At 64.4% G+C, this 19,731-nt stretch carries 17 protein-coding genes; 6 read left to right on the forward strand and 11 right to left on the reverse strand.

The window, feature by feature from the left end:
• Window positions 1-11: 11 nt before the first annotated feature.
• Genes KHP16_RS05030 through KHP16_RS05040 form a run of 3 tightly spaced genes read right to left on the reverse strand, consistent with a single transcriptional unit; the run spans window position 12 to window position 3,925 of the window.
• On the reverse strand, window positions 12-2,258 hold the full coding sequence (locus tag KHP16_RS05030) for a xanthine dehydrogenase family protein molybdopterin-binding subunit (RefSeq protein WP_211959677.1): 2,247 nt from the start codon (window positions 2,256-2,258) through the stop codon (window positions 12-14).
• Between the two features lie 12 nt (window positions 2,259-2,270).
• Window positions 2,271-2,729 (reverse strand): (2Fe-2S)-binding protein, encoded by a 459-nt coding sequence (locus KHP16_RS05035; protein ID WP_109581510.1) that lies wholly within the window; start codon window positions 2,727-2,729, stop codon window positions 2,271-2,273.
• Window positions 2,726-3,925, reverse strand: a complete 1,200-nt coding sequence (locus KHP16_RS05040) for an MFS transporter (RefSeq protein ID WP_244835641.1) — start codon at window positions 3,923-3,925, stop codon at window positions 2,726-2,728. The genes KHP16_RS05035 and KHP16_RS05040 overlap by 4 nt, the downstream gene beginning before the upstream one ends.
• Window positions 3,926-4,136: 211 nt before the next feature.
• Here KHP16_RS05040 and KHP16_RS05045 point away from each other — a divergent pair, with 211 nt between their 5' ends.
• On the forward strand, window positions 4,137-5,366 hold the full coding sequence (locus tag KHP16_RS05045; protein ID WP_211959679.1) for an L-dopachrome tautomerase-related protein: 1,230 nt from the start codon (window positions 4,137-4,139) through the stop codon (window positions 5,364-5,366).
• A gap of 32 nt (window positions 5,367-5,398) precedes the next feature.
• Here KHP16_RS05045 and KHP16_RS05050 read toward each other — a convergent pair whose 3' ends face one another.
• The 7 genes from KHP16_RS05050 to KHP16_RS05080 form a co-directional block, all read right to left on the reverse strand.
• On the reverse strand, window positions 5,399-8,098 hold the full coding sequence (locus tag KHP16_RS05050; RefSeq protein ID WP_211959680.1) for a hypothetical protein: 2,700 nt from the start codon (window positions 8,096-8,098) through the stop codon (window positions 5,399-5,401).
• A gap of 115 nt (window positions 8,099-8,213) precedes the next feature.
• A complete protein-coding gene (locus KHP16_RS05055; RefSeq protein ID WP_109581506.1) occupies window positions 8,214-9,401 on the reverse strand; it encodes an MFS transporter in 1,188 nt (395 codons plus the stop codon).
• A 28-nt stretch (window positions 9,402-9,429) separates the two neighbouring features.
• Window positions 9,430-10,191 carry an SDR family oxidoreductase gene (locus KHP16_RS05060; protein ID WP_211959681.1) on the reverse strand — a complete coding sequence of 254 codons (762 nt, stop codon included), beginning with the start codon at window positions 10,189-10,191 and terminating at the stop codon, window positions 9,430-9,432.
• 181 nt (window positions 10,192-10,372) lie between these two features.
• Window positions 10,373-11,233: an N-acyl homoserine lactonase family protein gene (locus KHP16_RS05065; RefSeq protein ID WP_211959682.1), complete on the reverse strand. Its 861-nt coding sequence runs from the start codon at window positions 11,231-11,233 to the stop codon at window positions 10,373-10,375.
• A 179-nt stretch (window positions 11,234-11,412) separates the two neighbouring features.
• Entirely contained in the window at window positions 11,413-11,973 is a 561-nt protein-coding gene (locus tag KHP16_RS05070) for a TetR/AcrR family transcriptional regulator (RefSeq protein ID WP_244835642.1), read from the reverse strand.
• Between the two features lie 37 nt (window positions 11,974-12,010).
• The gene (locus tag KHP16_RS05075; RefSeq protein ID WP_211959683.1) at window positions 12,011-12,928 is read right to left on the reverse strand and encodes a LysR family transcriptional regulator; all 918 of its coding nucleotides are present in this window, start codon (window positions 12,926-12,928) and stop codon (window positions 12,011-12,013) included.
• Window positions 12,929-13,073: 145 nt separating this feature from the next.
• Window positions 13,074-13,448, reverse strand: a complete 375-nt coding sequence (locus KHP16_RS05080; protein ID WP_109581501.1) for a response regulator transcription factor — start codon at window positions 13,446-13,448, stop codon at window positions 13,074-13,076.
• A 252-nt stretch (window positions 13,449-13,700) separates the two neighbouring features.
• Here KHP16_RS05080 and KHP16_RS05085 point away from each other — a divergent pair, with 252 nt between their 5' ends.
• Complete coding sequence (locus KHP16_RS05085) at window positions 13,701-14,942, forward strand: sensor histidine kinase (protein WP_211959684.1); 1,242 nt, start codon at window positions 13,701-13,703, stop codon at window positions 14,940-14,942.
• On the forward strand, window positions 14,939-16,237 hold the full coding sequence (locus tag KHP16_RS05090) for an MFS transporter (protein ID WP_211959685.1): 1,299 nt from the start codon (window positions 14,939-14,941) through the stop codon (window positions 16,235-16,237). Before KHP16_RS05085 ends, KHP16_RS05090 begins: the two co-directional genes overlap by 4 nt.
• Here KHP16_RS05090 and KHP16_RS05095 read toward each other — a convergent pair.
• Window positions 16,234-16,941 (reverse strand): response regulator transcription factor, encoded by a 708-nt coding sequence (locus KHP16_RS05095; protein ID WP_342344349.1) that lies wholly within the window; start codon window positions 16,939-16,941, stop codon window positions 16,234-16,236. The two genes, KHP16_RS05090 and KHP16_RS05095, sit on opposite strands and share 4 nt — an antisense overlap.
• A 250-nt stretch (window positions 16,942-17,191) precedes the next feature.
• On the opposite strand from KHP16_RS05095, the gene KHP16_RS05100 reads away from it, so the two are divergent.
• Genes KHP16_RS05100 through nfsB form a run of 3 tightly spaced genes read left to right on the forward strand, consistent with a single transcriptional unit; the run spans window position 17,192 to window position 19,719 of the window.
• Entirely contained in the window at window positions 17,192-17,959 is a 768-nt protein-coding gene (locus KHP16_RS05100) for a glycine betaine ABC transporter substrate-binding protein (protein WP_211959686.1), read from the forward strand.
• A 42-nt stretch (window positions 17,960-18,001) separates the two neighbouring features.
• Window positions 18,002-19,009, forward strand: coding sequence for a zinc-binding alcohol dehydrogenase family protein (locus tag KHP16_RS05105; RefSeq protein ID WP_109581496.1), 1,008 nt, complete (start codon window positions 18,002-18,004; stop codon window positions 19,007-19,009).
• A gap of 56 nt (window positions 19,010-19,065) precedes the next feature.
• On the forward strand, window positions 19,066-19,719 hold the full coding sequence (gene nfsB / locus KHP16_RS05110; protein WP_109581495.1) for an oxygen-insensitive NAD(P)H nitroreductase: 654 nt from the start codon (window positions 19,066-19,068) through the stop codon (window positions 19,717-19,719).
• Window positions 19,720-19,731: the final 12 nt, after the last annotated feature.

The following is a 19,731-nucleotide window of genomic DNA, read 5'->3' on the forward strand; positions in this document are numbered from 1 at the left end:
CGCGGGAGGTGTCAGGCGAGTACGAACGGGGTTTGTCGCTGCCGTTTGCCGGTGAGACGGAAGACCGCGTTGGCTACCGCGGGGGCCAGCGGCGGCACGCCTGGCTCGCCGAGTCCGGCCGGTGCGTCCTCGGAGGGCACGAAGAACACGTCGATCTGCGGAGCGTCCGGCATGCGAGGCGGCGGGTAGTCCGGGAAATTGCTGTTCCTGACGACACCGTTCTCGATCTCGATGGCGAAGCCCGGCCGGATCATCGACAGTCCGAAGATGCAGGCCCCCTGGATCTGCGCTTCCGCGCTGAGCGGGTTGACCACGCGATTGCAGTGCACGCCGGCCGTCACGCGATGCACGCGCGCTTCGCCTTTCGACACGGAGACCTCCACCACATAGGCGACGACCGTGCCGAACGACTCGTGTAGCGCCACGCCCCAGGCGTGTCCCTTCGGCAGCTTGCGCTTGCCATAGCCGGAGCGGTCCACGGCGAGGCTCAGCGCGTCGCGATGCCGCGCATGACGCGTGGGATCGAGCCTCGCCATGCGCCATGCCACGGGGTCTTGCCGGGCGGCGGCGGCGATTTCGTCGATGAGGGTTTCCTTGACGAAAGCCGTATGGGTGTTGCCGACCGAGCGCCACCACAGGACCGCCACATCCGTCTTGGGATGATGCGCGCTAACCTGCATCGGAAGCCCGTACTCGTTCTCCACGATACCCTCGGTCATGGTCGAATCCACACCGTTCTTGACGAGGAACGCCTCGAAAGGGGTGCCCGCGACGATGGACTGTCCCACGACGGTGTGCTGCCAGCCGACCAGTTGTCCCTTGGCATCGAAGCCTACGCGCGCGTGATGCACGTGGAGGGGCCGGTAGTAGCCGCCCTTGATGTCGTCTTCGCGGCTCCACATTACCTTCAGCGGCTCGGTACGGCCTTTGGCGATCCAGGCGCGCAGCACGCCGGCGGACTCGACGAGGTAATCGGACGTGGGAACGGCGCGGCGACCGAAGCCGCCGCCGGCCATCATCGTGTTGAGCGTGACCTTCTCCACCGGCAATTCCAGCGTTCGCGCGATAGCCGCCTGATCGACGGTCTGGAACTGGGAGCCGACCCAGACCTTTACGCTCGTGGCCTTGCTGCCCGCGATCTCGGCTTGCATGGTGCAGTTGAGCGGCTCCATCGGAGCATGAGCGAGATAGGGCAGCCGGTATTCGGCATCGATGACCCGGCTTGCGCCCTTGATGGCGGCGCCGATGTCGCCATGCTCCGACGCGAGGGCCACGAGCCCGGGCTGTGCGGCGAGCTTGCCGTATTCCTCGTACAACGCCTTCGTGCTCGCTCGGGAGCCCGCGTCTTCCCACTCGATCTGCAGCGCATCGCGGCCTTGCTTTGCGGGCCAGAAACCATCCGCGACAACGGCGAGGCCAGTACCGCCCCGATCGACCGGGACCAGCATGACGTCGCGCACGCCCTTGATGGCCAGCGCCTTGTCTGCGTTGAACGTCTTGACCTTGCCGCCGAAGCGCGGGGGATGGGCGACGACGGCGACGACCATCTTGTCGAGGCGGGTGTCGATGCCGAACACGGGGTCGCCATGCAGCTTCGCTGCCGCATCGAGGCGCGGCGTCGATTTGCCGATGATCCGGAACTGCGACGGATCCTTCAGTGCCACCGTAGCGGGGACGGGCAGCGCCATGGCGGCACTGGCAAGCTCGCCATACGTCGCCCGCTTCGCGCCGGCCGTCACGACCCCTTGCTCGGCCGTGCATGCGGAAGGGTCGACGCCCCATTGCTTTGCCGCGGCAGCCACCAGCATGGCACGGGCGCGTGCGCCGAGCTCGCGGTACTGTCCGAACGAGTTCTTGAGCGCGGTAGAACCGCCCGTCATCTGGATGCCGAAACCCGGGTCGCGATAGGCGTCGCCGGCCGGTGCGAGCGTGGACCGCACGTTGGCCCACGGAATGTCCAGTTCTTCGGCCAGCACCATCGGCAGGGCGGTGTGCACGCCCTGGCCGAACTCGAGCCGATTGACCGCAACGGTGACGATATTGTCCGGCGAGATGACGACGAATGCCTGAGGCGGGGAGGGCGCTTTGCCCCCCTCGGCCTGCGCCATGTCGGGCAGCGCGCCGATGCCTAGCGCAAAACCGCCGCCGGCGAGGCTCGCCATCTTGAGGAAGCTACGCCGGGAGAGTGTGGCGTTGCCAGTGTCGATGCGAGCTTGTTGACCACGGCCGGCCATCGCCTCGAGTCCTTGTAGACGCATGTTGTCCGCTCCTCAGGCGATGTTGCGCGCGGCATCCTTGATGGCCGCGCGAATACGTTGATAGGTGCCGCATCGGCAGATGTTGCCGGCCATGGCTTGATCGATGTCCGCATCCGTCGGACGGGGCTTGGTACGCAGCAGCCCCACCGCGCTCATGACCTGGCCGTTCTGGCAGTAGCCGCACTGCGCCACGTCGTGACGGATCCATGCATCGAGCACGGCACGGCCGATCTTGTCGTCGCCCATGCTTTCGATGGTGCCGACCTTGACGCCCGCCACGGCGGAGATCGGCATGACGCAACTCCGCGTGGCCGTACCGTTGATATGCACCGTGCAGGCCCCGCAGGCGGCCATGCCGCAACCGAACTTGGTGCCCGTCATGCCCAGCGAGTCTCGCAGGGCCCACAGTAGCGGCGTCGAGGGATCGGCATCGACGTCCACCGTCTTGCCGTTGATGTTCAGTGTTGTCATGGGGAGGTCTTTCTGTAGTGATCGATGAACAAGGCAATGAACTGGCAGGCGCCCGCCAGCAGTCCGATGCCCCAGATGGCGCCGTGACCGAGAATGGCGGCACCGAACGCGCTGCCGATGGAAAAACCGAGATACATCGTCGAGGTGTTGAGCGCGAGCGCCAGCGAAGCCTGGCTCGCATTGCCCGCGGCCATCAGCCGGGCCATCTGGGCGGGAAAGAACGACCAGACGGTGAAGCCCCAGACGGCGATGGCGGCGAGCACGGGCACCAGTGCCGCGCCGGCCGATAGCGATGCGGCCGCGAGCGAGAGTGTCCAGAAGGCCAGACCCAGGATGACGAGCGAACGCCTGGCGACCCGCGTCGATCCGTATCTGTCGTTCAGCGTCCCGCCCGCCGTGACGCCCAGCGCCGCGCACAGACCCCACATCGACACCGTCGCGTTGATGCCGGCAGCCTGAAAGCCGAGCACCTGCGCCAGATACGAGGCGATGAAGGGATAGGCGGCGTAAGCACCGATCGACCAGAACAGGCTGACGGACAGCAAGTGCAGGAGCGCGGGTTGACGCAGCACGGCAAGGCGCTGGGAGAGCGTCGCCACGGGGATGCCGGCGCCGGCATCGCGCGCGACGCCTGCGGATATCCCGGCGATCGCGACGATGCTCATGGCGCCGACGGCGAGGAATGTCGCGCGCCATCCGAACGCATGCCCAACCACACCGCCCAGCGGTAATCCCAGGGCGATGGCGAGTGTCATGCCGCCGCTGACCACCGCGAGCGCGCGGCCCCGCTTGTCGGGGCTCACGATTGCGCCGGCTAGCGCGTTGGCATTCGGTACATAGAGGCCTGACGCCAGGGCCATGAGGACCCGTGCCGCCATGAGGATCCCGAAGCTCGGCGACCACGCGGCGAGGAGGTTGCCGGCGGTGAAAACCGCCATGGCGCATAACAGTGTGCCGCGCCGGCTCCACGTGGCGGTGAGGGTCGTGGCAATCGGCGAGCTGACCGCCATCGTCAGTGTGAACACGACGACGAGCAGTGCGACGTGCGGCACGCTCATGCCAAAGTCCGCCGCCATCGTCGATAGCAACGGTGCGATCATGAAACCTTCCGTGCCAATTGCAAACGTGCCGAGCGCAAGGAAGGCGGCCGGTGTCAGGGAGCCCGAACGGTCGGTCGCAGCGTTGAAGGCTGGCATGTCGGAACTCGCGGCCATGCGCCCGCGCGGAGATGAACGTGCTGGCAAGGATAAGAAAGTACACGCCTCACGGCATGACGTTTTCGCGATGATTACGGACATCGTGGTCACTTTCCCGGTTTCGAGGAAAGTGTTTGCCGTCCCGTGTGGTGGTCGTCCGCGTCCATTGGAACGAACATGAGGACCTCGATTCCAGTTGTGGAGGTCCACCATGCAGTCACCATCCCGCCAGACGGTCCCGCGCCCCGCCATAGCCGCCTCGATGCTCAGGCATATCGGCATTGCCATGGGATTCGTGCTGGCCGCTGTTCTTTCGCAGCCCGAAGCGGCCGCTGCCGAGCCGGGACTGCCGTCCACGGCGTTGCATGTGGTGGCGTCCACGAACGAAGCGATATGGAATGGCGTCGCCGTCGATGACGCCGGCCGGATCTACGTTTCCACGCCACGCTGGACCGGCGCGCACGGTCCCTCGGTGGCTCGGCTCGACGCGCGCGGAAAGGCCGAAGCCTTCCCCGATGCGCGCTGGAATGCCGAGGATGCGACGGTCCCCCTGGGCGAACGTTTCGTCAACGTCAACGCCATGCATCGCGATGCGAATGGCGGCCTGTGGATCGTCGATACGGGGGTGAGCGGCTTCGGTGGCACGGTAGTGCCCGGCGCCGCCAAGCTCGTTCGCGTGGACCTCGCAACAGGCCGTGTGACACGCGTGTATGCACTGGGCGCCGATGTTGCGCGCGCGCATAGCTACGTCGACGACATTCGCGTCAACGGCAGCCACGCCTACCTTACCGATGCCGGCGATCCGGCCGTGATCGTGCTCGACATCGATTCGGGGCGGGCGGTACGCGTCCTGCAGGATCACCGATCGACCCGCGCCGCCGAAGACCGCGACATCGTTGTGGAGGGGCAAGTGGTACGTGGTCCGGACGGGAAAGCGCTGCGCGTGCATGCGGACCCGCTCGAGGTCAGTCCGGATGGCAGATGGCTGTACTTCGCGGCATTGTCCGGCCCATGGTGGCGGATCGAGACCCGGTATCTCGACGCCGCCGTCGACGCGGCTACCGACGGGGAGCGCGCGCAGGCCGTCGCAACCATCGCCGCGGAAACCGCCCCGTGGGCGGACCTGCCCCCCGTGGGCGGCACGGCCATGGATGCGGCGGGGAATCTCTATTACTCCGATCTGGCGCACAATGCGCTGCGCCGCATCACGCCCGACCTGCGTACGGAAACGATTCTGGAGGACGCGCGCTTGCATTGGGTCGACGCTCCCGTCTTCGATAGCCAGGGACGCCTTTACCTGCCGGTCCCGCAAATCGATCGGGTCCGCCTGTTCCAGCATGGGACGTCGCGCGTCCAGTGGCCGGTTCACGTTTATCGGCTCGACGGCTTGTCCTCCGGGCGCACCATGGCGCAGCACGCCAGCGAGAGGATGGGCCGCTAGGCCGGCGCTTGTCGCCCCGGCGGCTGTGCCGGTTACCGGTTCTGGCAGCGCACCTCGACGTGTTGGGGCGCGGAGCGCAGGTCGAAGGTGGGGTCCCCCGAGATCAGCACCATGTCGTCGGGCGTCGCGCTCCGCTTCTGCGCGACATGGTTCAGCGTGACGGCGCAGCCGCGGGCGCCGCGGAGCTTCACCCACGGCCGACGGTAGCCCGCGAAATCGAAGCTGACGCCGGTGCCGTCGGTCGTCCAGTTACCCACCACCGCGTTGGCTTCGGCGACATACGGCACGAGGCTTCCGTCCGGTTGGGATGACGTCGAGAATCCGATGTCCTGCCCATCCGTGAAGACATAGGTGCCGCCTCCCGGCGCCGCGGAGACGCCATAGGCCCCATGCGCGGCGCCAAGGTTGACGCGTCCGGGTCCGTCCCAGCGGAGGTTCCTGACGGCTCCGCCGCCGCGAACGATCCAATGCCGGGTCCCGTCCGTATCCGCAACGGTGTGAGCGATGACCAGATCCTGCGCGTCCATCACGCGGGCGATGTAGTCGGTCGAATGCAGGGGAAGCGTTGGCTGGGAAAGCGCGTAATCGAAAACTTCCTTCAGCGCTTTCAGCGAAGCGACTTTCGTTCCCGAATAGCTATGGAAGTAGATGTTGATGGGCTTGAAGCGTAGCGGATGCTCGGTCAGTTCGAACGTCTCTTTGACGCGGCGAAAGCCGTAGTACGGACCTTTCCACAGGTTCGTGTAGATATTCTCGTTCTGATTCGGCGCGAACACCTGGAACGTGTCGTCCGTCTTCCAGACCCCCAGCGGCCCGATCGCCGTCCAGCTGTCATTGCTGCGCGTGATGATCGTGTCGCCGCCATTGAGATTCATCACATTTGCCCGGTTCGTCATCCGCAGGACCTCGACCGGAATCTGCGTGTCGCCGGGCCATAAGACCAGTCGTACTTTCTTGTTCGGGGGCGCCAGGCGCGTGTTGATGTAATCGATGGTTCCGTTGATCTCGCGCTCCAGACTGAGGCGGTAGCCGGGAATGGGCAGATGATAGGGCGTCGTGTCCTCCCCGGCCCGGGGCGGGGAGACGGTGCGGCGCCAGAAGAACGGATGGGAGTACGTGTGCGACGCGATTTCGACGTAGGGTCTGGCAAAGATCTGCCGGGCAATCGGTTCCAGGGCCGGGCTGAGCTGCGGATACATGCCGTCGGCGCTCAGTTCTCCTTCGATGATCGACATCGTGACCGGAAGCCGGTACCGGTCGAAGATCTCGCGTAGCAGGACCTCGCCGGCGAAACCGCCGCCGGGCATCTCGGCACGCGATGCAAAGCCGTCGCCATCTACGTGGACGGTCAGCAGGCGCCGCCCATTCTCGCTGGTCGTATCCGGGACCGGCATATATGGAAGTCTCAGCGCGCGCTGCAGGAAGGCAATGGGCTGGACCACCCAGCGGTCGTTGTCGAGTTCGCGGAAATCATGGAGCACCGCGTAGGGGCGCAATACATATCCGCCCCACGGCGTGATCGCGACGGGATCGTACGTGCCCGCGCTGCCGCGCACGCGAAGCAGCGGTTCGCTGCCCGGTCCTGCCTGGATTGGATCGAAGATCCGATTGTCGTGAGTGACCGGGACTTCGAATCCCATCATGGGATCCTGTGAAACAGTCTCGAGCTTGTCATTGGACGTCGTCCGTCCCTTCCGGAGGCCGAGTATGCGCCCCGGCTGGCCGCGCATATCCACGCCGAAATCGTTGAAGATCGCGATGGGAATGTTTCGGCCGATGTTCTGTTGCACCCAGCGGTAGAGGTTCGGGGCGTTTGCCTCGAGTGGGCCATCGAACCACAGTACGACCCCTGCGTAGCGGTCGGCACCGATATCGGGAAGCGGACCGCTGGCTTCGGCGAACTCCACGCGATAGCCTAGATAATTCAGCGGCATGGACAGATATCTCACGCCCTTGGAGCTGTCGATGGATACGTTGGACGCGCGGTTCTGCACGATGAGGATGCGCCTGGGCATGACCTCCACGCGGCCGATACCCACGGACAGGAAGTCCGGGTCCGCTACATATGGGACAACGCCGTCTCGCAACATGCGGAGCGCGCTATCGCGCATGCATCCGCGCGCGGCCGCCGGACACGCATCCGTCATGACAACCATGAGCGACGTATCCCGACGGAGCTCCGCCGCCCGCGCGCGGGCCTCGGTTCCCTGGGAGCGGGACATCACCACGGCGAACAACTCGCTCCGGGTTTGCTCCACCACCCCTGAATCATCGCGGACAAGGAGTTTCGCTTCGGGATAGCGAAGGTGAATGGCGTGAATGAGCGCAACCAGGGGCATTGGCGGCCCCGCTTTCTGCTCCGTCACCGGCTGATCGAGATAGAAGCCACGAAAGCCTTTCTGCCAGAGCGGCGCGACGATGTCCTCGACGTAGGCGGTGGCCGTCTGGGGATCGTCTGTGGCGGGCACGACGGCGGGGTCGCGAAGCCATGCGGCCCAGAGCGGTTGCCGCGCGCCAGGGGCGCGTGCGGGAAGCGGCGTGTCCGGAGGCACGACCACCGTGTCGAACGCCTTCAGTTCCGAGGGAGGCGCTGTTCCCGCATAGAAGGCAACGCTCTGTTCGAGCGGCGCTTCGCTCCCGCGCGCCATCGATGCGGCGAGGAGGAGGAACAACAGGAACAACAGGCTGAAGACGGTGGGAATATACCGATGGAGGACAGGGCGCGGAAACATCGAGGATGAGCGGTTTAGGCGGGACCGACAATGCTGGAAGGCCCCGCCTGACTTCGCCGGTCATTTATCCGTCGTTTTGAGACGTCCTGATCGGGGAATGCATTGACGGCCAGGTTCAGCTCGGGACGCGACGGTCCGCGATCGCGGGCGCGATGTTCGATATCCAGAGGCTGGCACCGGCCAGCACCATGAGCAGCAACGAACTCGCCAGCACACCGCCAAATCCATAGGAGGGATACACCCAGCCGGCGACTGCCGAGCCGAATCCGATCCCGCAGAACACGAAGGATGCTGTCACGGCGAGGGAAATGCCGCGAAGGTCCGGGGCGAGTTCGATGATCCGCCGCTGCTGGGAAGGCCACAGGATGTCCGTCCCGAAAGCCCAGACCACGAGGGCCGCATAGAACCAGTACAGGTGCGGGCGCGTCCACCAGAGAATGACGATATCGATGGCGAGGATGGCCATGCCGGCCAGCAGCATGGACACCGCGCCGTATCGCCGCGCGGCGCGGGTCACGAACAGGTTGCCCATGACGCCGGCGACGCCGAGGATAGTCAGCGACGCGGAAACGCTATGCGTGTCGCCGTGATAGACGTCGCGGACGATGGGGGAAATGAAGGTGTAAGTCGCATAGACTGCCGCCGCCACGAAGAACACGACGAGGAAAGCGCTTAGCGATCTTGCGCGCGTGACCAGCGAGACCAGCGTCGCTAGTTGCACGCGTTCGCCGGCGCTTTGATCGGGCACGAGGGCAAGCACAAGCGCGGCAGTGCCGATGCCCGCGAGACCGACCACGAGGAACAGCGTGCGGGCGCCATAGGCATCCGACAGCCAGGCCGACACCGGGATGCCCACCATGCCGGCGACGCTCAGGCCGAGCAGCACCACGGCGATGGCACTGCCTTGTTCTTCCCGCTTCACGAGGTTCGAACCAAGCGCGCCCAGTACGGGACCGATGAATCCGGCGCCTAGGCCCATCAGCATGCGGGAGGCGAGCAATACGATGTAGTTCGGTGATGCGGCGAACAGCAAGGCGGCGCTGCTGAAAACCGCGAGACCCAGCAGGACCTGGAGCCGCCGGCGCAGATGGCCGAAGTAGACCTGCAGCAGCGGTGCGGTGAGGGCGAACGTCACGCCGAATATCGAGATCAGATACGCGGTCTGTGCGTTGCTCAGGTGCCACTCGCGTGCGATTGGCGCCATGCTGCCCGCGACCGAAAGCGCTCCCGTGGCCTGCACGAGATACGCCACGCTGAGGACATACAACGCCCGCTTGGTTTGCGCCGGAATGGCATCTTTCATTTTTGGCTCCAGGTCGCCTTGTGCGGGCTTACAACACGGGGATCGGGTTTTCGGCAAGCGCGACGTTGAACTGGTGCACGAGCGTGTGCTCGTTCGGGCCGGCGTTGTCCCGCAACGGACGTGCCGCATCCACCAGGACCTCGTCGGTCGCGTCGGCCAGCTTGTCCATCGTTTCGGCAATGAAGGCATCGAGCGGCATGGCGCGCGGATCGCCGCTCTTGTGGACCAGGTCGGTATCGACCCAGGGCGGCGCAATCTCGAGCACGCGCACGCTGGTGTCGCGGAACATGAACCGCTGGGAAAGCGTATAGGAGTGAATGGCAGCCTTGGTCGCCGAGTACAGCGCCGTCGCGGCAAGCGGTACGTACGCCAGCACCGAACTGTTGTTGATGAGGTAGGCGCGCGGCTGACGCTTGAGATGCTCGGCGAAGGCCGCGCTCAGGCGTACGGGTCCCAGCAGATTCGTGTCGATCAGATTGACGGCCTGCTCGTCGTCGAGCGCGCCCGCGGCATTGTCGAATGGCATCACGCCCGCGTTGTTGATGACCACATTGAGGGTCGGATACGTCTCGATCAGCGTCCTGGCGACCCTCGCGATATCGTCTGCGCTCGTAATGTCCAGTTCGATGGTGTCGATGCCGGGGTTGGCCTCGGCCACAGCCTGCAACAGCGCCTTGCGGCGGCCGGCGATGATGACCTTGTTGCCGCGCTTGTGGAAGGCTTCGGCGAGTCCGCGGCCGATGCCCGAGGTGCCGCCCGTGATAAAGATGGTGTTATTGGTGAGTTCCATGATGGTTTCCAGTTCGATGAGAGATTGAGGTCGGGTTCGAATGCCGTGCCTTTGGCGCGAGCACGGTCAGGCGGAGAGGAGCAGGCGCATGGCCATCGAGATGCCGTCTGCGACAAGGCTTGCCGCGCCGCCGAGGACGATCAGCAGGCCGAGCGCAACGCGCGGATGGAGTCGATGCATGTCAGGCCTCCGCGACAGGGGTGTAGGCATCCACGCGCGTCACGTCGGCGAGCGGGTTCGAGATCGCGTCATGCATCACGGCTACGACCTTGCCGCCGCGAATGAGCGCCGGCTTGTCATGGCTCGGCAGCAGGAATCGACTGTCGGAGAGGGCGCGCTTGATGGCCTTCTTCTCGTCGAGCGTGGACATGGCACGGTTCGCGCTGATCGTGGGCTCATGCGCGGCCTGGTCGAGGAGCGGGTCGATCAGCTGGTCCTGCACGCTGTAGGCAATATCGCCGCTGATGTTGGCGATGCCCGCATCGGTTTCCACGAGCACGGAAAGGGAGCCTGGCGTATGGCCGCCCGACAGCCGGACGGCGACGCCGGGGATGACCTCTTCCTCGAAGGTGCCATCGACATCGAACAGTCGCAGCGCGCCGCGCGTATGCAGGCGATCGATCAGATGCTTCGTATCGGCGGCGGTGTACATGAGCGGCCCCATTAAGCCGGATGCCGCGAACTCCAGTTCACGCCGCGAGATGCCGACGGTGGTGCGCATCGGGAACAGGTCGGTCATGCCGACATGGTCGATGTGCGCATGGGTATGGATGATGTGGCGGATGTCCCCGAGCTTGAGGCCGTGTTGGGCAAGGTGGTAGGGCAGCGTCATCTGCTCCGTGACCTCGTACGGCAGACCGAACGGTTCGTATTGTTCGGCGCTGCGCGAGCCCGTATCGACGAGAATGGGTTCCTCGCCGCCGAGAATCAGGAACCCCAGAATCGGGATCGTGACTTGCTTGCCCGGGTCGCGGAACGGCACGAGCGCGCTGGCGTCCAGCGCCATGTTGCCGAGATTGATGGGATAGATTTTCAATGCCACGGTCGTTGTCCTCGTCTGTTGATGTCTGAGTCGTATATTGAACCGACCGGTTCAATATACGACGACCCGAGGGGCTTGGCAAGGAAAAAGAACCGATCAGTTCAAAAAATATTTTTGGTGCGGACGACGTGGAGGCGTAAGGAGGGGAGGCGCGCGGTCAGGCGCCGCGCGTAACGCGATCACAAGGACCGCAATGCCTGCATGAAATGCGTGATGGCATCCTGCCGCGCCTCCGGCGGCAGATTGTTCTCGATGCAGTAGCCCGAGAAAAAGACCATCACGATGTCCGCGATGACCTCCGCCGCAAGTCTGGGATGCTCGGCCTCGATGTTCTCGACGATCAGCGGCAGCAGGCGCCGATGCGACGCGGCCAGTACGTCCCGCGCGCGGTCGGACAGCGAGGGAATCTCCCGGAGGGCGTTGACGGAGAAGCAGCCGATGCAACCGTCCGGCTGGAGGTCGCCGAGATGCAGGAACCGTTCGATATTGTCCCAGCCCTTCGGCGCTGCACCCAGGATCTCTGGCGCCCCGCGGTGCTCGTAGTAGTACTCGAGGGCGCTGATAAACAGGTCCTCCTTGTCCTTGAACTCGGCGTACAACCCCGACTTGTTAACCCCCGTCGCCTGCTCGAGCTGCGGCAGCGACGTCCCCGAAAAACCATACTTCCAGAACACCGGGAGAGCCTTTTCAAGCACTCCCTCGCGGCTGAATTTGCGCGTGCGGCCCATGATGTCACCCACTCGGAATCGAGAAAATGACATTTTAAACCGATCGGTTCTAAATTGTCCGGGCGTGGGCAATGGGCGCGGGCGCCTTCGCCGTCAACCGTGCCGTCGCGGGGAACGGGAGGACGTCCCCTGACCCGCCACGCCGGGTGACGATCGCCTGATTCAGCGCGCCCAGCGTTTCGGTGAGCCAGTCGACGAAAACACGCAGGCACGCGGACTCCCTCGTCCGGCAGGAGAAAACGGCCTGCACCGGCAATGCCGGCGGACGCTGATCGGCGGAGAGTTCTCTGAGCCGGCCACTGGCGAGGTGCGGCGCCGCCGCGACGTCCCAGATCTGCACGATGCCGGCGTCATGGAGGCCGTACTCCAGCATGAGGTCCAGGTCCGAGAACACGATGGACTCGACCGGATGGAAAGCATGCGGCGCCGCGCGACTGGACAGATATGCCGGACTGGCCACGGTGATGCGCTGGTAAGTGCCGACACTTCGGCTGTATTGAGAGGAGTCGTCGAGCGAGCCGACCTTCACGGCGCAGTCGATGCCATCGCGGCGCATGTCGGAGCCCGTTGCCGGTGTCGGTGCCGGTGCCGAGATGTGAAGCGCGATCGCGGGGAAGTCTCGCTGGAACCGGCCGATGTAGGGCATCGTCTGGCGCGCGATGTCACCGGGCATTTCCACGCGCAGGCGGCCACGAGCTTCACGAGACTCCGCGCCGATCCGCGCCCGCATGTTGGTGATCTCGTCCAGCACGCGAAGGCAATGGTCGTAGTACGCAAGGCCGACGGCGGTCGGACTGACGTGGCGCGTCGTCCGGTGCAGCAGGCGTGTACCGAGATGCGCCTCGAGTTGCTGGATCAGCAGGCTCGTCGAGGCTTTGGGAATGCCCAGCAGGTCCGATGCCCTGGTGAAATTCCTGCACTCCACGATGCGGGTGAATACCTCCATCGCCTGCAGCATGCGTTCCATGACCTTCCCCCGTTCATGCCATTGTTAGGTTCGGGTTGAAGTCTAAGCGCCGCTATTGCCAGGGAAAAGTCTCGATTGGCGCAAGCACCGCGACACGTTGGTATAAGGTCGGCGAGGCTTTGGCACGTGACGGCGCCGTCCGTGCTTATCGGTCCGCCGGTGACATGATGCGCGTCAACTGGGCGATCAGCGCCTCGGGATCGACCGGCTTGTCGAGGACGCATACCGCGCCCTCCGCGAGGGCCAGGGCGACGTTCCTGGGCGTGCCATGTGCCGTGACGAAGATCATTGGCGTCGTATCGCCCATGCCGCGCAGCCGGCGCTGCAGGTCGAGGCCCGATGTCGCGCCCAATTCGATATCGCAAATGAGGCACGCATAGGCACTGCGCTCGACGGTCGCAAGAAAGCTGTCCGCGGAAGAAAAAAAATCGGCGCTCCAGCCTAGAGACCTGACCAGGGCGCCAGTGGCACGGCGAACGGATAACTCGTCGTCGATGATGCAGACGGTTTTGAGGGGCACGGAGAGTTGGCGTTAGCGCTGCAGGCGGCAGGTGGACAGCGGAATTGTCGGGGCTTGCCGCGGACATTAGCGCAATCAAGGCGCCATGGCACTTATACGCACGTATCGCGATGCATGGCCTTAGGTTGCCGACATGCCCCGCGACGGCTCTCCGGATCCCTTGTGGCAAAAGGACTTCCGCCACAATGTAAGGCAAGCGTAGGGATACTTTCGTATAATCGCCGCCTGCTCGCGGAACCTCCAACAACTCCAATGCGTGACCACGACCGCGATCCATTATCGACCGGAAATTCCTCGTCGACCGTCATCCCCGATGAGACGTTTCAACTCGCCCCGATTCCGATCCTTATCGAAGACTGGTACGGCATTCGTCTCTGGGTGGATGACCTGCGCGCCAGCGGCGTGACGGATCTTGACGCGTATCTGGACCGTCATCCCGACGCGATTCAACATCTGCGCGAAACGCACCACAGGTTCGTGGATGCCAACGAAGCCGTCGTCACGCTGTTCGAGGCGGAGTCGAAGGACGCGTTCTTTGCCCGGGCGAAGAAACTCCTTCCCGCTAGCCGGCGCAGCAACGAACAGGTTCTCCGGGCGATGTTCAATGGCGATACGGCGTGCCAGGGCGAGCGCATGCTGACCTCGTTTGGCGGCCGCAGCATCCCTATCGTATGGCGCTGCTCGCTGCCCCGCGATCCCGAGCGATACAGGCGGTTGCACTTCTATGCTTTCGACATTACCGAGTATCAGGAGAACATCGATCGGATCGAAACGATGCGCGCCGAGCTTGCGCGGGCGGGGCGGATTTCGCTCGTCGGCCAGCTGGCGGCCTCCATCACCCACGAGATCAGCCAGCCGTTGTCGGCCACCCGCACGTCGGTAGAAGCAGCGTTGCGATGGCTCAACCGCGATGAACCGGAACTCGAAGAGGCCATGACGTCGATACGGGACGCCGCCCGGTGGGCGCGCGACACGACGGACATTTGTCACAAGCTGCGGGGCTTCATGGCGCGGACACCCGTACAGGCGAGGATGCATGCGGCGGAAGAGATCATCGACGCCGCCGTGCGGCTGATCGCCGCGGAGGCCAGAGAGAAGAGCATCGCCGTGGAAACGAACGTGACCCCCGGTCTGGCGGTCTTCGTCGATCGGGTGCAACTGCAGCAGGTCCTCAGCAATCTGCTGGTCAACGGCGTGCAAGCCATCGCCAGTGCGGGAGACGCCGTGGAGCGGCGGCTGACATTGACGGCACGGCCGGACGAGGGCGAGATGGTCGTATTCAGCGTGACCGATACCGGCCTCGGTATTGACGCACAGGCAGCAGGCATGCTGTTCCAGCCTTTTGCGACCTCCAAGCAGGAAGGCATGGGCATGGGGCTGTCCATCTCCAGGTCGATCGTGGAAGCGCATGGTGGCCGGATCTGGGTGGATACTGCCTCAGGGACCGGCACGTCGTTCCACTTCACCCTTCCCGGCGCGGTCCGTTCCCGATGAGCATTCCCACCCGGGCGGTCGTGACCGTTGTCCTCGCGAATGCGCTGGAGTTTTTCGACTACTTTGCCTTCGCGGTTTTCGCGGCGTATATCGCCGCGACATTCTTCCCGCACGATCAACCGGCGCTTTCGTCGATCGCGACATTCGGCGCCTTCGCCACCGGCTTCCTGCTCAGGCCAATCGGTGCCATCGTGCTCGGTTCGTACGCGGACCGCGCGGGACGCAAGCCGGCGCTGCTGCTGACGGCAACGCTGATCACCGCCGGCACGCTGGGCATGGCGGCGATTCCCCGCTATGAAACGGCAGGCATCGTCGCCCCCATTCTGTTGGTGTTGTGCCGCATGATCCAGGGGTTCGCCGTCGGTGGAGAAATGGGGGCGGCGGGGGCGCTGTTGACGGAACACTGCGCGCCGCGTCGAAGAGGGCTGTACTGCGGCTGGCTGCTCGCGGGCCAGGGCCTCGCGCTCGCGGCTGCGGGGGTCTGCGGCGCGGTACTGAACAGCCAGCTCTCCGTTCAGCAGATGGGTGAGTGGGGATGGCGCATTCCATTTGTGCTCGGCGCATCGATGGTGCCGGTACAACTCTGGCTGCGTCACTCGCTGCACGTGCCCGAGCGAGCCGTTTCCGAGGGCGTGCGGACGCCTCCGCTCGGTTCGGGTGGCTCGCCTCCGCCCGGTTCGGGGGGGCATTTGGGAGGCTGGAACGCTCTCGTCTGGGGCACGCTGCTCATCGCGGGCGGCACGGTGCCCACCTATATCGCGACCTTTACGGCGCCGTTCGAGCTGGCCGGATCACGCCCCACGATCGGGGAGTCGTTCCTGGTGACGATCGCTCTCGGCACGGTGACCGTGCTCGCTTCCGTGCTGGGTGGCTGGCTTTCGGATCGCTGGGGATTCGGCCGTATCGTCGTGACCGCGCGGCTGCTGACCGTGGTCGCCGTCGTGCCCACGTACCTGGCCGCGCGCGATGGCCAGGCGTTGTCGTTCGCGATCGGCATCGTGGTCGTCACCACCATGAGTTGCCTGGCGGCAGCGCCTACCGTGGCGATGCTGTTGATGGCCGTCGATCCGAAGCGCCGTGCCGCGACGCTAGCGCTGATCTATTCCGTTGGCGTCGCCCTGTTCGGCAGTACGGCGCCCGCGGTCGTGGCCTCTTGGAACATGCTGGCATCTACGAGAATGGCTGCGGCATGGTACATCGCTGTGGCGGGCTTTGCGGCCGTGGCCGCGGTGTGGCGCGTCTCCGCGTTGCAGGCGCGAGGGACGGGCGGTGGGGTCAAGCCCGTGGAGGCCTAGCAGAAGATGGGTTCGAGGCCGATCGCCTCCGCCTTTCGCACCATGTCGGCCAGCGAAGTCGCATTCATCTTGCGCATGGCGGTGCCGCGATGCACCTTCACGGTGATCTCGCTGATCCCGATCTCCGCGGCAATCTGCTTGTTCATCGAACCGCCGATGACATAGGCCAGCACCTCGCGCTCGCGGGAGGTGAGGGAGCCATAGGCCTCGAGCAATCCGTTTCGCACGCGCTCCGTATCGAGCCGAGCCTTGTCGACCGCCAGCGCCGCCGTGACCGAATCGATCACGTCCTGGTCCGCGAGCGGCTTGATCAGGAAATCCGAAGCCCCCGCTTTCATCGCCCTGATGCAGATGCTGACGTCCGCAAAGCCGGTCATGAAAATGATCGGGATGCGCTGCGTCTTCTTTTCCTGCTGATGGAAGAACAGTCCGCTCTCGCCGCGCAGGCGGACATCGAGTAGCAGGCAGCTAGGCACGTCGGGTTTATCGAAAGCCTTGAAGGCTGCAGTGCCTTCGAAGCTGCGTGCGACAAAACCCACGGAGCGCAAGAGATTCGTCAACGAGGTGCGGGTGCCTTCATCGTCGTCGATGATGTAGACGACTGAATTCGCGTCCATTGTCTTGAAATCGCTGGCCATTACTCTTTCGTTACGGATGGTGAAGCGGGGATATTCGCTAGGGAAGACCGCGGGGGATTGTCGCACATCGGCCGCCCGTATGGATTGTCCAGCACGGACGAACGTTCTATTCGGGTCCACGCGGTTTTTCGCGCTCAAGCTTCGGACTAATGTTGCTTCATGCAGCGGTCGATTCCCGCCGACGACGTCACCGTATCACGATGCGACGATTGGATTTTCCTCGAAACAGTGAAACTCCTTCCGCCCGCCACATGGTGATAAGCACTCGGCGTTATGGAACGATGGCATCCGAGATACGACGTTCGAGAGAAAACAAATGGCGGCCGATATCACGATCATTACGATCGATTTGTCATTCCACCGGGCAGCGACAGGGCTCGTGCGCGCAACGCTCGAGAATTTTGGTGTCGCGACGCGAGAGCGGCTTGCCCCGCACGAGAAGGCCTTCGAGCTTTTCAGGTCGGGCGAGGGCGACCTGTTGTGCAGTGCCTGGCTGCCATCGAGCCATGGCATCTACCTGGACCCGATCGCGCACGAGGTGGAAAAGCTGACCGTGCTGTATCGACCCTATGCCTTCTGGGGCGTGCCGGATTATGTGCCGGCCGAATCCGTCGGCTCCATCTGGGATCTCGCAAAGCCGGGCGTCGTCTCGCGGATGAACAAGCGCATTCAGGGCATCGGCCCCGGCGCCGGTATCAGCCGTTTCTCCCGGAAGGTACTCGAGCAATATGACCTCTCGCGGCATGGGTATGCGTTCGAGAATGGCACGCTCGACGATTGCGTCCGCGCGTACGAGCAGGCCGTCGAGGCGCGTCAATGGGCGATCGTTCCGTTGTGGCAACCGCAGTTCCTGCACGAGACGCACCACATTCGTACGCTTGAGGATCCGTTGGGTCTCCTGGGCGGTGTCGACGATGCAACGCTCGTCGCGCGGAAGGATCGTCTCGGCACGCTGCCCGCGGCCGCCGTCGAGGCGCTCCGTACGCTGCGGCCGGGTAACGGGATGATCAGTTCGATCGATTACCTGATCTCCCGGCAGGGTCGAGATCCCGTGGACGCGGCCCGGGAAGTCGGTGCCTTCTGAGTACGACCACGCGAATCAATCCATAGAATCAAGAGAATCACCATGAAAGCTATCGTTTACAGCCAGCACGGCCTCCCTATCTCCGATACGAAGTCGTTGTACGAAACCCAGCTCGACAAGCCCGAGCCCGGGCCGCGGGATCTTCTGGTGAAGATTCGCGCGATCGCGGTCAACCCCGTGGACATGAAGGTGCGAATGGGCTCCCCTACCGAGACGCCCCGCATCGTGGGATGGGACGCCGTCGGTACGGTGGAAGCCGTGGGCACGATGGTCACGGCGTTCCGGCCCGGCGACGACGTGTTCTACGCGGGTTCCATCGCACGTCCTGGCGCCTATGCGGAATACGGCCTCGTTGACGAGCGCATCGCGGGCAAAAAGCCGGCGAGCCTCACGGACGCCGACGCGGCGGCACTCCCGTTGACTTCACTGACCGCCTGGGAACTGCTATTCGATCGGCTGGAGATTCCGGAAGGTGGCGGCGAGGGCAAATCGCTCCTCATCGTGGGTGGCGCAGGCGGCGTGGGCTCGATTCTCACGCAACTGGCACGCCGCCTGACCGGGCTTCGCGTGATTGCTACCGCTTCCCGCCCGGAGACCGTGTCGTGGGTGCGCGACCTGGGCGCGCACGATGTCGTCGATCATTCGCGGCCGCTGCATGAGGGACTGCGCGATATCGGGGTGCCGGAGGTGGACTATGTGGCAAGCCTGACCCATACGGACAGGCATTACGCGGAAATCGTGAAGGCGCTGGCGCCGCAGGGCCGGCTTGCGGTGATCGACGATCCCGACACGCTGGACGCCATGCCGCTGAAGCGCAAGGCGATTTCGCTTCACTGGGAACTGATGTTCACGCGCTCGCTCTTTGAAACGACGGACATGGTGCGGCAGCAGGAAATTCTGAATCGTGTGAGTACGCTGATCGATCAGGGCGTGCTGCGAACGACCACGGGGGAACACTTCGGCGCGATCACGGCAGAGAACCTCCGGCGCGCACATGCCTTGCTCGAAAGCGGGCGCGCACGCGGAAAGATCGTGCTGGAAGGCTTCTGAGCCGGCCCCGCCGTGCACGACGGCGGGACAGCTATTTTCAATCGATAGAGGAAAAAATGAAACTCGCCGACGCCATTCTCTCCCGTCATACCGTCAAGGCATTCGAGAGCGGACACACGCTGCCACAGGAGCAGATCGACACGTTGCTGTCCCTGCTCCATCACAGCCCGTCCTCCGTCAACTCCCAGCCCTGGCACTTCGTCGTGGCTTCGACGCCCGAGGGGCGCGACAAGATTGGCAAGGCGGCGACCGGCACGTTTGCCTACAACCATCCCAAGATTGTCGACGCCTCGCATGTCGTCGCGCTATGCATGCGCGTGGATATGGACGATGCGCATATTCGGGCCATCCTGAAGCAGGAGGACGAGGACGGTCGATTCCAGATTCCGGGTGCGCGCGAGGGGCAGGACAAGAGCCGCCGGACCTACGTTGACATCCACCGCTATGAACTGCGCGATGTGCCGCAATGGATGGAGAAGCAGGTCTACCTGGCGCTGGGCGGGTTGTTGCTAGGTGCCGCGGTGCTCGGCATCGACGCGACGCCGATGGAGGGCTTTTCGGCCTCCGCGTTGGATGCGGAACTGGGGTTGCGCGAGCGCGGGCTGACGAGCGTCGTGCTGGTGGCGTTGGGTCAGCGCAGCGACAAGGACTTCAACGCCAGTCTTCCGAAGTCCCGTCTTCCCCGGGAGTCCGTTTTCACCTTCATCTGACCGGTGCACGGT

It is taken from the genome of Cupriavidus plantarum (assembly GCF_905397285.1).
Lineage (GTDB): Bacteria > Pseudomonadota > Gammaproteobacteria > Burkholderiales > Burkholderiaceae > Cupriavidus > Cupriavidus plantarum.